Consider the following 12,783-nt stretch of genomic DNA (forward strand, 5'->3'; position numbering starts at 1 on the left):
GTTTTTTCTCTCAGGGAGCTTTCATGACCGCGTATTGGCTGGCTCAGGGCGTCGGCGTCATCGCCTTTCTTATCGGCATTACCACCTTTATCAACCGCGACGAACGTCGCTTCAGGCTTCAGCTGGCGGTCTATAGCGCCGTTATCGGCGTCCATTTTTTCCTGATGGGCGCCGCGCCTGCCGGGATGAGCGCCGGGCTTAATGCGCTCCGCACGGTCATTTCCCTGCGCACCCGCAGCCTGTGGGTGATGACAGTCTTTATCCTGCTGACGTTGATCCTCGGCCTTGGCAAGCTGCAGCATGCTATGGAGCTGCTGCCGATTATTGGCACTGTCGCCAGCACCTGGGCGCTGTTTCGCTGTAAAGGGCTGACCGTCCGCTGCGTGATGTGGTGCTCCACCGCCTGCTGGGTGACGCATAACCTGTGGCTGGGTTCGATTGGCGGGACGCTGATTGAAGGCAGTTTCCTGATCGTCAACGGCCTGAATATCATTCGCTTCCGCCGGATGCAAAAGCGGGGTATCGATCCGTTCAGGGTTGAAAACGCGGTGCAGGAAGAGAGCCCCTCCGCGCGGTAGCGGAGGGGAAAGGCATTAACTGCGCAGGGCGTTTTTCGCCAGCTGGTCGTCTTCCGCCATGCAGGCGGCGGCGGTAAACAGGGCGTCGGTGGAGGAGTTCAGCGCGGTTTCGCAGGAATCCTGCAGCACGCCGATGATAAAGCCGACGGCAACCACCTGCATCGCCACATCGTTCGGAATACCAAACATATTACAGGCCAGCGGGATCAGCAGCAGCGAACCGCCCGCCACGCCGGAGGCGCCGCAGGCGCACAGCGAAGCGACCACGCTCAGCAACAGCGCCGTCGGCAGATCCACCGGAATGTTCAGCGTATGGACCGCCGCCAGCGTCAGCACGGTAATCGTGATTGCCGCGCCCGCCATATTGATGGTCGCCCCCAGCGGAATGGAGACCGAATAGGTATCGCGATCCAGGTTCAGCTTCTCGCATAGCGCCATATTCACCGGAATATTGGCGGCGGAGCTGCGGGTGAAAAACGCGTAGACGCCGCTTTCGCGCAGGCAGGTCAGCACCAGCGGATAGGGGTTACGGCGAATCTTCCAGAACACCAGCAGCGGGTTAATCACCAGCGCCACCAGCAGCATACAGCCCACCAGTACCAGCAGCAGCTGGGCGTAGCCCCACAGCGTTTCAAAACCGGTGGTCGCCAGGGTGGAAGAGACCAGGCCGAAGATCCCCAGCGGCGCAAAGCGGATCACCACTTTAACGATAAAGGTCACCGCGTGGGAGATATCGTTGATCAGGTTTTTAGTGGTGTCGTTACCATGGCGCAGGGCGAAGCCAAGCCCCACTGCCCACACCAGAATACCGATATAGTTGGCGTTCAGCAGGGCGTCGACCGGGTTGGACACCATGCTCATCAGCAGACTACGCAGCACCTCAACAATCCCCGACGGCGGCGTGATGCTGTCGGCGGCGGTGGTTAAGTGCAGAGTCGACGGAAAGAGAAAACTGAACAACACCGCGGTCAGCGCCGCACTAAAGGTGCCCAGCAGATAGAGAAACAGAATAGGGCGAATACTGGTTTTTTGTCCGTGCTGATGGTTGGCGATCGAGGCCATGACGAGCATCAATACCAGCACCGGCGCTACCGCCTTTAACGCGCCGACGAACAGGGTCCCCAGCAGGCCGACGGCGATAGCCGCTGGCTTAGAGACCAGCGCCAGCAGCACGCCAAGCACCAGGCCGATTAAAATTTGTTTCACCAGGCTGCCTTGCGCCAGGCGGGAGAGCCACCCTGATGGGGGAGTGCGTGTTGTCATAATTCATTCCTTCCAGTGATGTAGCAAGCCATCCCAGCCACGTATTATTTGTTACGTTTATGTCAGGATGTAAATAGATGTTTGCATAGCCGAGTATACGGAAAGAAAGCCTGGCGGGAAGCGTAAAATACTGTGATTTTAATCTGGATCTTATTTTTTAACTACGCAGTAACATAATTGTGACATGAGCAGGCATTCTCGTTATGAGAAGGTCTGCTATAGCCGATTACCGCGCCGCCAGCGGGAGCCGACGGCGCGCCAGGCAGGTTATTCAGGCAGTTTGCGCTGCTTGTCGTGCTGCTTGTTGACCCAGGCGTTAATCAACAGCGTGACGGTCAGGATGCCGCCCACGACCCCCAGCGAGATGGCGACCGGGATATGGTAGAAGTCGACGATCAGCATCTTCACGCCAATAAACACCAGGATCACCGACAGGCCATATTTGAGCATCGAGAAGCGCTCAGCGACCCCCGCCAGCAGGAAGTACATGGCGCGCAGGCCGAGAATGGCAAACAGGTTCGAGGTCAGCACGATAAACGGGTCGGTGGTGACCGCGAAGATCGCCGGGATACTGTCGACGGCGAATATCACATCGCTCAGCTCGACCAGAATCAACACCAGCAGCAGCGGCGTGGCGAACAGCACCCCGTTTTTACGGGTGAAGAAGCGCTCGCTCTCGATTTTATCGGTCATTCGCAGATGGCTGCGGATCCAGCGCACCAGCGGTTTGTCGCCGATGCCGGAATCATCCTCTTTCGCCAGCGCCATCTTCACGCCGGTAAACAGCAGGAAGGCGCCGAAGACGTACAACAGCCAGTCGAACTGGGAGATAAGCCAGCTGCCGGCGAAGATCATAATGGTGCGCAGAACAATCGCCCCGAGGACGCCATACACCAGCACCCGGCGCTGCAGAGCAGGCGGCACGGCGAAGTAGCTGAACAGCATCAGCCAGACGAAGACGTTATCGACCGCCAGCGCTTTTTCAATCAGATAACCGGTGAGGAAGGCCAGGGCCTGCGGATCGGCGACGGCGCGGCCCTGGGTTTGCACCAGATACCACCAGAACGCGGCGTTGAACAACAGAGAAAGTGTGACCCAGAGGATAGACCAGCCAGCGGCCTGCTTCATGGTCATGCTATGCGAACCGCGTCGTCCCTGAAGCAGCAGGTCGATCGCCAACATGATCGCGACGACGACAGCGAATCCACCCCATAGCAACGGCGTGCCGACAGTATTCATTTGATATTCCTTACATAAAAACAAAAACGGCTGACGTCGGAAGACGGCAGCCGCTGCGCTTTTATGCATAGACCTCGCCTTCCGGCAAGGTCTCACTTACAACAACCAAAGTTCATCGCGATGGGCTTTGGTGATTGCCCGGCGACCGGATGCGGTATTACACGCATCGTAATGACGATCGGCCGGCAAGGAAGTTACTCCCCTTTGCTCGTAACAAAATATGTCACGAGGCGGTTTTCGTCAATGGCGGCCAGACGGGCCTTTACACTCTTTTACGCCAGCGGCTGCGTATCGGCCGGGAAGATCACCCCGGTCTGGCGACGAATTTCGCTCGATAGTTTCGCCGTGATACGGCTCACAGCCAGGCCCGGATGGTCGACATCCTCTGTTTCCACCAGCCGCGCGAAGGTCTCCGCCTCATACAGCATAGTATTGATATGCTGCGGCTGCGTCAGGTCCTGGGCTTTGCCGCCGCGCGGCACAAACGCCAGCTTCTGGCACTCGGAGATTTTTTCGATCACCAGTACCCCCTCTTCCCCCTGAATTTCGCTGGGGATCGCCGAGTCGCTCACCTTGGAGTGATGCAGCGTCACGTCGAAGTCGTCATAGCACAGCACCACGGTGCCCTGGGCGTCCACGCCGCTGTCCAGCAGGCTGGCGGTGGCATGAACGGCCCGCGGTTCGCCCCACAGCGCCACAGCGGACGCCAGGCAATAGAAGCCGATATCCATAATCGAACCGTTGGAGAACGCCGGATTAAAGGTGTTGGGGTTTTCGCCGTCGAGGTAGCGCTGGTAGCGCGAAGAGTACTGGCAGTAGTTAATGAAGGCTTTACGCAGTTTACCCACTTTGCCGAGGGTTTCCTTCAGCAGCAGAAAGTTGGGCAGGCTGGCGGTTTTGAAGGCTTCAAACAGCACCACGTGGTTGGCTTTCGCCACCGCGATGGCCGCCTCGACCTCCTGTAGATTCGACGCCAGCGGTTTTTCGCAAATGACGTGCTTCTTGTGGCTCAGGAACAGCCGCGTCTGCGGGAAGTGCAGGGAGTTCGGGCTGGCGATATACACCGCATCAATGGCGTCGCTTTGCGCCAGCGCCTCCAGCGAGGTATACAGATGCTCGACCGGATAGTCATTGGCGAAGGCTTGCGCCTGTTCGAGGCTGCGGGAGTAGATGGCGGAAAGTTTATATTTGCCGGTTTCATGGGCGGCATCGACAAACTGCTTAGTGATCCAGTTTGTGCCAACAACTGCGAAACGTATCATAAACGGTGACGAACTCCATTAAAGGGAACCTGTCGCCACTCTATCATGCCCCCATGACAAAACCAGTGCGTGACTACGCAGAACGCTTCAACGAAAGGTGCGTCAGCCACAGGCGGGTGTCGAACTCCAGCTGGTGGTATTGCGGCTCCATATGGCAGCACAGCTGATAGAAAGCCTTGTTGTGATCCTTCTCTTTCAGATGCGCCAGCTCATGAACCACGATCATGCGCAGAAAGGCCTCCGGCGCGTCGCGAAATACCGTCGCCACGCGGATCTCCGCTTTGGCTTTCAGCTTGCCGCCCTGAACGCGCGAAATGGCGGTATGCAGGCCGAGCGCATTGTTCAGCACGTGGATCTTACTGTCATACATCACTTTGTTGATCGGCGCCGCGCCGCGCAGAAAGCGGTTTTTCAAGTCCTGGGTGTACTGATATAGCGCTTTATCGCTGTTAACGTCGTGCCCTTGCGGATAGCGCTTTTGCAGCACCTCGCCGAGGCGGTCTTGCTCGATTAACGTGGTCACCTGCGCCAGCAGCGATTCAGGATAGCCCTGTAAATAAATGAGTTTTGTCATCGTCTTATCATTACGTCTGTCAGGAGGGCAGTTCAGCCACGGTCATGGTAAAGACCAGCGGCGCAGTACCCTCATTGCGGTAACCGTGCTCTATTTCGGTGCGGGCCACCGCGGATTCTCCGACCGCCACCGTGCGGCAGGTCTCGCCAAGCGTCAGCGTCAGCGCGCCGGCTTCCACGTGCAGCAGCTCGAAGGTCGTCGCCGGGTGGCCGGGCGAGGTAAAGGCTTCGCCGGGCTGCATCTCCCAGCGCCACAGCTCAATCATATTCGGCCCGGCGGTGCCGGCGAGAAGCCTGGCGCTGCCTCCCAGCGGGCCTTGCCAGAGGGTGGGGATCTGCTCGGCGGGAATAATATGCAACGCGGGTTCGCTTGCCACATTGACGATATCCGCCACCGAAACGCCCAGCGCGGCGGCGAGTTTGCAGAGGATCGCAATGCTGGGGTTGGCGGCCTCTTTTTCCATCTCGACCAGCATACCTTTGCTGATGCTGGCCCGGCGCGATAGCTCGTCCAGCGACATTTTTTTCGCTTTACGGTAGGCCTTCAGCCGCGTGGCGACGGCGCGACTTACCTGGTCGACATCAGCTCCTGAATCGGTCGTTATATTGACTTTTACGTTCATTGGTCACTATGATGAAACAAATTGGTCATTACAGGATTATCGAATGCGTAGCGTAACGCCGTCAATCGAATCTGCGGTCAGCCGCCTGGCGCCGGGCTTTCGGGCATTAAGTATTGTGGTGGAGAGTGCGCCGGTGGCCAACCCCGCCATCGCGGAGCAGGCGCTGGCCGAGGCCTGCCAGGCGGTGCAGCAGGATGATGTGCCCTGGGCGCAAGCGCACCTGGCGGCATGGGATGAAGCCTTCAGCGCCTTCGGCGCGAAGGCGAAACGTACCCCCTGTTCGGCGCAGGCGCTGCGCAAGCGGGTGCTGAAAGAGGGGAGCCTGCCGGCCATCGATCCGGTAGTGGATATCTACAACGCGATCAGCATTCGCTATGCCGTCCCGGTCGGTGGGGAAAATCTGGCCGCCTACCGTGGCGAACCGCGGCTGGCCATTGCCCGCGGCGATGAGCCATTCGATACGCTAAAATCGGCAGAGCCGGTGGTGGAATATCCGGAGCCGGGCGAAGTCATCTGGCGGGATGATATAGGCGTAACCTGCCGACGCTGGAACTGGCGACAGGGCGTACGTACCCGGCTGGACAGCGGCGCGCAGACGATGTGGTTTATTCTCGAAAGCCTGCCGGCGATGCCGTTGTCGGCCCTGCAAGAGGCGGGAGAGCGGCTGGTAGGCTATCTGCAGCAGCTGATGCCCGGCGCCCGCGCGTCGATAACGCTGCTGCAAGCCGATGACGAGGGCGATCTACGCTGAGCGGCGATGATCAGCGATCTCTCTTCAACTGGACAGGATTTGCGTATAAACTCGCGGGTTTTACTATTCCGGAGGCGGAGAGGCGATGAGCCAGGCAGAGTTAAACGGTGAGTTATTCACATTAGAGCGGTTCCCACCTAACGCTGAAGAAGAAGCGCTTCAGGCGTGGGAAGCGGCGGATGAATATCTGCTGCAACAGGTGAATGACGTCGACGGCCTGACGCTCATCTTCAACGACGGCTTCGGCGCGCTCGCCTGCGCGCTGGCGGAGCGCAACCCCGTCAGCATCAACGATTCCTTTATTTCCGAGCTGGCGACCCGCCACAACCTGCGGATGAACGGCATTGATGAAGAGAGCGTGCGCTTTCAGGATAGCCTGAGCCCGCTGCCGGCCGCGCCGGCGCTGGTGCTGATTAAGGTGCCAAAGCAGCTGGCGCTGCTGGAACAGCAGCTGCGCGCCCTGCGCCAAGTGGTGACGCCGGAAACCCGTATTATCGCCGCGGCGAAAGCCCGCGATGTGCATAACTCGACGCTGGCGCTGTTTGAAAAAATTCTCGGTACCACCACCACCTCGCTGGCATGGAAAAAAGCGCGTCTGATCCACTGCGTTTTCACCGCCCCTGAGCTGGCCGATGCGCCGCAAACCTACAGCTGGAAGCTGGACGGCACGCCGTGGACCATCCACAACCATGCCAACGTTTTTGCCCGCAGCGGTCTGGATATCGGCGCGCGCTTCTTCCTGCAGCATTTACCGTCTAATTTAGAAGGCGAGATCGCCGATCTCGGCTGCGGCAACGGGGTGATTGGCCTGCAGGCGCTGGCGCAGAACCCGAACGCGCGGGTCATGTTCACCGATGAGTCGCACATGGCGGTGGCTTCCAGCCGGTTGAACGTCGAGCACAACCTGCCGGACGATATCGACCGCTGTGAATTTATGGTCAACAACTCGCTCTCCGGCATTGAGCCGGACCGCTTTACGGCGATCCTGTGCAATCCGCCGTTCCACCAGCAGCACGCCATTACCGACCATATCGCCTGGCAGATGTTTAACGACGCCCGCCGCAGCCTGAAATACGGCGGTGAGCTGTACGTCGTCGGCAACCGTCATCTCGACTACTTCCGTAAGCTGAAGCGCGCTTTTGGTAACTGCACGACGATTGCGACGAACAATAAGTTTGTCATTTTGAAAGCGACCAAGGTGCGTAAGCAGCGCTGATCCGTGTGGCTATTTCCCCGGCTTGCGGCTGTCGCCTTAGCCGGGCTACCGACTGTCGCCTTAGCCGGGCTACCGGCTGACGCCTTCGCCGGGCTAGCGTGCGGGATTATCGTGGTAGCCCGGGGAAGGCGCATCGCGCCGCCCCCGGGACACGGCTAAATCGTCAGCGCCAGCTTCGTGCCCTGGGCAATCGCCCGGCGCGCATCCAGCTCCGCCGCCACGTCGCAGCCGCCGATCAAATGCACCGTTTTCCCTGCCGCGCGCAGCGGTTCCGCCAGCTCGCGGCGCGGCTCCTGACCGGCGCAGACAATCACATGATCCACCGCCAGCAGCTGGCGTTCGCCGCCGATAGTCACATGTAACCCCTCATCATCGATCTTCTCATAGCTGACCGCCGGGATCATTTTCACGCCGCGCGCCAGCAGCGTCGCGCGATGGATCCAGCCGGTGGTTTTGCCGAGCCCTTCGCCCGGTTTGCTCGCTTTGCGCTGCAGCATCACAATCTGTCGCGGGCTTTGACTCAGCTGCGGGCCTTCAGGACGCAGCCCTCCCGCCGTTTGCAGGCTGGTATCGATACCCCATTCGCGACAGAACTCGCCGATATCCTGGCTGGTGGCCACGCCCGACTGGCTTAGGTACATCGCGGTGTCGAAGCCGATGCCGCCGCAGCCGATGATCGCCACCTTCGCGCCAACCGGCGCTTTGTCGCGCAAGACATCCAGGTAGCTGAGCACCTTGGGATGATCGATCCCGGCGATCGCCGGCAGGCGCGGGGCGATACCGGTGGCGAGGATCGTCTCATCGAACGCCAGCAGATCGTCTGCCGTAACGCGGGTGTTCAGGCGCAGATCGACGCCGTTAAGATCGAGCATGGTGCGGTAGTAACGCAGCGTCTCGTGGAACTCCTCTTTGCCAGGGATCTGTTTGGCGATATTAAACTGGCCGCCGATCTCCGGCAGCGCATCGAACAACGTGACCTGATGGCCGCGGGCGGCGGCGTTAACGGCAAAGGCCAGACCGGCCGGCCCGGCGCCGACCACCGCCAGCCGTTTAGGCGCGTTGGCAGGCAGGACCGGCATCAGGGTTTCATGACAGGCGCGCGGGTTGACCAGACAGGAGGTGACTTTGCCGACGAAGATCCGATCGAGACACGCCTGGTTGCAGCCGATGCAGGTGTTGATCTGATCGGCACGATCGTTCTGCGCTTTTGACATAAATTCGGCGTCGGCGAGGAACGGGCGGGCCATCGATACCATATCGGCATCGCCGCGGGCGAGAATATCCTCCGCGACCTGCGGATCGTTGATGCGGTTGGTGGTGATCAGCGGGATCGACACCGCGCCTTTCAGCTTGCGGGTGACCCAGCTAAAGGCGCCGCGCGGTACCGGCGTGGCGATGGTTGGAATGCGCGCTTCGTGCCAGCCGATCCCGGTGTTGATGATGGTCGCTCCCGCCGCTTCAATCGCTTTGGCCAGTTCAGTGACTTCCGCCAGCGTGCTGCCGTCGTTGACCAGATCGAGCATCGATAGGCGGTAGATGATAATGAAATCGTGACCGGCGCGCTGGCGCACGGCCTTGACCACTTCAACGGCGAATCGCATACGGCGCGCGTAATCGCCGCCCCATTGATCGCTGCGCTGGTTAGTGCGCGCGGCGAGGAATTCGTTAATCAGATAGCCCTCAGAGCCCATCACCTCGACGCCGTCATAGCCCGCTTCCCGCGCCAGCTGGGCGCAGTGGGCAAAATCATCGATCAGCGTGAGGATCTCGTCGTGGCTCAGCTCATGAGGGGTGAACCGGTTTATCGGCGCCTGCAGAGGCGAAGGGGCGACCAGCGCGGGCTGGTAGCTGTAGCGCCCGGTGTGCAGGATCTGCAGGGCGATTTTACCGCCTTCCTGATGTACCGCGTCGGTGATCTGGCGATGATGCGCCAGATGGCTGGCATCGTTGAGCACCGCGCCGCCGGCCATGGTCACCCCGGACGGGGCGGGAGCGATGCCGCCGGTGACGATCAGCGCCACGCCGTGACGCGCGCGCTCGGCGTAAAAGGCCGCTAACCGCTGCGCGCCGTCGGGCAGTTCTTCCAGACCGGTATGCATGGAGCCCATCAACACGCGGTTTTTAAGGGTGGTGAAGCCCAGCTCAAGCGGGGCGAAAAGCGACAGATAGCGGCTCATAATGGCTTCCAATGTAAAATTATTGTTATGTGGTCGGATGAGTTACTAATTTAGCCGTCGTGGAGAAAAAGGGAAAAGGGGAGTGCGGTGATTGTGATGGGATTCAAAGAACGGCGAAGCGTTGCCCCTCACCCCGGCCCTCTCCCAAAGGGAGAGGGAGAAAGGCGGACCAGCACTGGTATTCAGGCTTGCGCCAGACGGTTCCTTCTCCCGCCGGGAGAGGGTTAGGGTGAGGGCGAAGACGGGCACCGATATCCAGGCCAGCGCCGGACGGTACCCTCTCCCGCCGGGAGAGGGCTAGGGTGAGGGCGAAGACGGGCACCGATATTCAGGCCAGCGCCGGACGGTTCCCTCTCCCACCGGGTTAGGGTGAGGGGGAAGACGCAACGCGCTGGCGGCGTTCCAGACCCGGCGCCTGCCACATCGATGTTGTCAGCCCGCTATCGACAAGACCAAGCTGATCGGCATACACCGACTGCCATTTACTCATCATCTCCTGATAAAGCTCGCGATGTTGCGGATTAGGGCTGAATTCGCGGTGCCAGCTCACTAACTTTTCTCCAGCGCTGGCCATATCGCCGTACAGCCCGGCGCCAGCGCCGGCGGCAATGGCGCAGCCGAGGGCAGTGGCTTCGCGGACCACCGGTACCCGCACCGGCAGGCCGGTGACGTCGCTGAGGATCTGGCTCCACAGCGCGCCTTTAGAGCCGCCGCCGGCAAACACCAGGCTGTCGAAAGTCACCCCGGAAAACTGCGAAATCTGCGCCAGGTTGCAGGCGGAGACAATCGCCGCGTTCTCCTCCAGGGCCCGGAACAGGGTGGCTTTATTGCACTTCTCCGGATCGATGGAGAGGTTAATAAACGATGGCGCAGCGTGGTACCACTGCTTAAAGTGCATGGCGTCGGAAAAAATAGGCATCACGCCGTGGGAACCGGCGGGTACGCGGCTGGCCATCTCCTCCAGCAGCGAATAGGCATCGACGCCGAGACGCTCGGCAATCAGCTTTTCTTCAGCGCAGAAGGCGTCGCGGAACCAGCGCATGGTCAGTCCGGTAAAGAAACTGATCGATTCCGCCTGCGCCATGCCGGGGATCACGTGAGGATTGACGCGGATATTCATCTGCGGGTCGGTGCGCACCTGCGGCAGATTGACCACCTGCTGCCAGAAAGTGCCGCCGAGTACCGCGCTTTGCCCGGCGCGTACCACCCCGAGCCCGAGGCAGCCGAGCTGCACGTCGCCGCCGCCCATCACCACCGGCGTCCCGACGCGCAGGCCGCTCTGCTGGGCTGCTGCTTCGGTGACGGCGCCCAGCAGCGTGCCGGTCTCTTTCACCGGCGAGAGCATATCGGCGCGCAGCCCGGCCATATCCAGCAGCGCCGGACGCCAGTCGCGGCTGAACAGATCGAGCATGCCGGTGGTGCCTGCGTTTGACGGGTCGACCGCCAGCTCGCCGGAAAGCTTCGCCGCCAGCCAGTCGCTGATCATGGTGATAGTCGCCGCCTTGCGGTAGATATCGGGACGATGGTGCGCCAGCCACAGCAGGCGCGGCATGGCGCTGAGCGCCAGCGTTTGCCCGGAGACCTCGTACACCTCGGATTCAAAACGATAGTCGTGGATCTCCTTAAGCTCCGCCACTTCGCGGCTGGCGCGGGCATCAACGTTGGCGCAGGCCCAGATGGCCTCGCCGTTGCGGTCATAGAGGACGATCCCTTCGCGCATCGAACAGCAGGCGACGGACTGAATATCGGCGGCAGAGAGCCGGGCGGCGTCGAGCGCCTGGCGAATGCACTGGCAGGCCAGCTGCCAGTTGGTGGTAAGGTCGAACTCCATCGAGCCGGGGACGTTATCGACGCTCAGGTGTTTCCATTCGGCCTGGCCCACCGCCAGCTGGCGGCCATTAAGATCGAAAATGACCGCCCGTATGCTGCCGGTCCCGGCATCTAACGCTAACAGGTAACTCATGACATGCGCCTCACTGTTGTCGCGCGGCGCCGGGCCGTCAGGAGGCCAGTGCGAGCACCGCGCGTGCTGTTGTCTCTTCCGTTACCAGGCCATTAATGCGCTTGCCAATCAGAGCGGCATGAATCGCCTGCGCTTTTTGTTCTCCCCCGGCGACGCCGACGATGGTCGGCAGCTGCGCCAGCTCATCAAGGGTCACGCCGAGCAGTTCCCGATGGATCTCCAGTCCTTCTACCGGCCGGCCGTCGGCCTGCAGGAAATAACCTAAAATGTCGCCGACCGCCCCTTTGCGGGCGTACATCAGCTGTTCGCCCTCGCTGATATAGCCGGAGCGGAGAATGGTCGCGTCGCGCCGCTGATCGATAGCGCCAATGCCAACCACCGCCGCGTCCGCCGCCGTCGCCGCCAGCATCACATCGCGCACGCTGGATTCGCGGCGCAGGATCTCAGCGACCTCCGCCGACGAGACCCGCAGCGGCGCCGGAATAATACTGACGCTGCAGGCGGCATCCAGTTGGCCGATGCCGGTCATATAGGGGCCGACGCCGCCGGAGAGAGTGACCAGTCGCACTTGCTGCGAGCCGATAAAGCCGCTGAGATGCTGCAGGCAGCTCATGGTGGCTTCGCCGAAGCCGACCGCCAGCAGCTGTCCCGGTTGCAGAATGCCCATCAGCGACTGCGCGGCACCGATCCCCAGCCGGGTATTCATCGGCGGGGTGTTGAGCGCCGGCAGCACACGGGCAATCTTGAGGCCAAAGCGCTGCTGGAGTTCACTTTCCAGCGCCAGACAGCCCTCATAGCGCGAGTTGATCTGCACGCGGATCACCCCGGACTGGCGGCCTTTCTCCAGCAGGCGGGAAATCTTCAGCCGCGGCAGCCCCAAACGCTCGCCGATGTCGTTTTGCGTCAGGCCGTCGTGGTAGTAACACCACGCCACCCGCGCCACCAGCTCTTCCTCGGCTAACGCCAGCCCGGCGTAGCGATGGTCTTCCGCAATGCGTTTTTCGCTCATAAATTGAACTCTTATAAAAATTTAGATCATATGTTCGCTATTGCGCGGCCGGAAAGTGTGAGCCGACTGGCAAAACGGATCTTTCATCTCTGGCCGCTTTTTTCCGGACGATCTAAAGCGCCAAACTGT

Annotated in this window: 11 protein-coding genes; 3 read left to right on the plus strand and 8 right to left on the minus strand. The window is 60.7% G+C overall.

The window, feature by feature from the left end; all coding sequences use genetic code 11:
- Nucleotides 1-23 precede the first annotated feature (23 nt).
- Nucleotides 24-578 (plus strand): YgjV family protein, encoded by a 555-nt coding sequence (locus tag ABLV76_RS09180; RefSeq protein WP_004206116.1) that lies wholly within the window; start codon nt 24-26, stop codon nt 576-578.
- A 15-nt stretch (nt 579-593) separates the two neighbouring features.
- Here ABLV76_RS09180 and sstT read toward each other — a convergent pair whose 3' ends face one another.
- The 5 genes from sstT to ABLV76_RS09205 form a co-directional block, all read right to left on the minus strand.
- Nucleotides 594-1,841 carry a serine/threonine transporter SstT gene (gene sstT, locus ABLV76_RS09185; protein ID WP_004206115.1) on the minus strand — a complete coding sequence of 416 codons (1,248 nt, stop codon included), beginning with the start codon at nt 1,839-1,841 and terminating at the stop codon, nt 594-596.
- Between the two features lie 267 nt (nt 1,842-2,108).
- Complete coding sequence (locus ABLV76_RS09190) at nt 2,109-3,080, minus strand: TerC family protein (protein WP_004188496.1); 972 nt, start codon at nt 3,078-3,080, stop codon at nt 2,109-2,111.
- Between the two features lie 272 nt (nt 3,081-3,352).
- Nucleotides 3,353-4,342 carry a Gfo/Idh/MocA family oxidoreductase gene (locus ABLV76_RS09195; protein ID WP_348878283.1) on the minus strand — a complete coding sequence of 330 codons (990 nt, stop codon included), beginning with the start codon at nt 4,340-4,342 and terminating at the stop codon, nt 3,353-3,355.
- A 73-nt stretch (nt 4,343-4,415) separates the two neighbouring features.
- The gene (locus ABLV76_RS09200; protein WP_023319188.1) at nt 4,416-4,916 is read right to left on the minus strand and encodes a M48 family metallopeptidase; all 501 of its coding nucleotides are present in this window, start codon (nt 4,914-4,916) and stop codon (nt 4,416-4,418) included.
- A gap of 19 nt (nt 4,917-4,935) precedes the next feature.
- Nucleotides 4,936-5,538, minus strand: a complete 603-nt coding sequence (locus ABLV76_RS09205; protein ID WP_004206112.1) for an XRE family transcriptional regulator — start codon at nt 5,536-5,538, stop codon at nt 4,936-4,938.
- A 43-nt stretch (nt 5,539-5,581) separates the two neighbouring features.
- Between ABLV76_RS09205 and ABLV76_RS09210 the strand changes: the two genes are divergently transcribed.
- Nucleotides 5,582-6,289: a B3/4 domain-containing protein gene (locus ABLV76_RS09210; RefSeq protein WP_004206111.1), complete on the plus strand. Its 708-nt coding sequence runs from the start codon at nt 5,582-5,584 to the stop codon at nt 6,287-6,289.
- 85 nt (nt 6,290-6,374) lie between these two features.
- On the plus strand, nt 6,375-7,505 hold the full coding sequence (gene rlmG, locus ABLV76_RS09215; RefSeq protein ID WP_048295620.1) for a 23S rRNA (guanine(1835)-N(2))-methyltransferase RlmG: 1,131 nt from the start codon (nt 6,375-6,377) through the stop codon (nt 7,503-7,505).
- Between the two features lie 155 nt (nt 7,506-7,660).
- Here the strand turns inward: rlmG and ABLV76_RS09220 are convergent, their stop codons facing one another.
- From ABLV76_RS09220 to lsrR, 3 genes are all read right to left on the minus strand, one after another.
- A complete protein-coding gene (locus ABLV76_RS09220; RefSeq protein ID WP_348878284.1) occupies nt 7,661-9,682 on the minus strand; it encodes an NADPH-dependent 2,4-dienoyl-CoA reductase in 2,022 nt (673 codons plus the stop codon).
- A gap of 364 nt (nt 9,683-10,046) precedes the next feature.
- Nucleotides 10,047-11,645, minus strand: a complete 1,599-nt coding sequence (gene lsrK / locus ABLV76_RS09225) for an autoinducer-2 kinase (protein WP_017900671.1) — start codon at nt 11,643-11,645, stop codon at nt 10,047-10,049.
- A gap of 37 nt (nt 11,646-11,682) precedes the next feature.
- Nucleotides 11,683-12,654 (minus strand): transcriptional regulator LsrR, encoded by a 972-nt coding sequence (gene lsrR, locus ABLV76_RS09230; RefSeq protein ID WP_182948674.1) that lies wholly within the window; start codon nt 12,652-12,654, stop codon nt 11,683-11,685.
- Nucleotides 12,655-12,783: the final 129 nt, after the last annotated feature.

Source organism: Klebsiella sp. GB_Kp047 (genome assembly GCF_040065235.1).
GTDB lineage: Bacteria > Pseudomonadota > Gammaproteobacteria > Enterobacterales > Enterobacteriaceae > Klebsiella > Klebsiella quasipneumoniae.

Coding starts and splice junctions, on each gene's coding strand:
- ABLV76_RS09195 (WP_348878283.1), bottom strand. CDS start 4,342: ATGATACGTTTCGCAGTTGTTGGCACAAACTGGATCACTAAGCAGTTT.
- lsrK (WP_017900671.1), bottom strand. CDS start 11,645: ATGAGTTACCTGTTAGCGTTAGATGCCGGGACCGGCAGCATACGGGCG.
- ABLV76_RS09180 (WP_004206116.1), top strand. CDS start 24: ATGACCGCGTATTGGCTGGCTCAGGGCGTCGGCGTCATCGCCTTTCTT.
- rlmG (WP_048295620.1), top strand. CDS start 6,375: ATGAGCCAGGCAGAGTTAAACGGTGAGTTATTCACATTAGAGCGGTTC.
- sstT (WP_004206115.1), bottom strand. CDS start 1,841: ATGACAACACGCACTCCCCCATCAGGGTGGCTCTCCCGCCTGGCGCAA.
- lsrR (WP_182948674.1), bottom strand. CDS start 12,654: ATGAGCGAAAAACGCATTGCGGAAGACCATCGCTACGCCGGGCTGGCG.
- ABLV76_RS09220 (WP_348878284.1), bottom strand. CDS start 9,682: ATGAGCCGCTATCTGTCGCTTTTCGCCCCGCTTGAGCTGGGCTTCACC.
- ABLV76_RS09210 (WP_004206111.1), top strand. CDS start 5,582: ATGCGTAGCGTAACGCCGTCAATCGAATCTGCGGTCAGCCGCCTGGCG.
- ABLV76_RS09190 (WP_004188496.1), bottom strand. CDS start 3,080: ATGAATACTGTCGGCACGCCGTTGCTATGGGGTGGATTCGCTGTCGTC.
- ABLV76_RS09200 (WP_023319188.1), bottom strand. CDS start 4,916: ATGACAAAACTCATTTATTTACAGGGCTATCCTGAATCGCTGCTGGCG.
- ABLV76_RS09205 (WP_004206112.1), bottom strand. CDS start 5,538: ATGAACGTAAAAGTCAATATAACGACCGATTCAGGAGCTGATGTCGAC.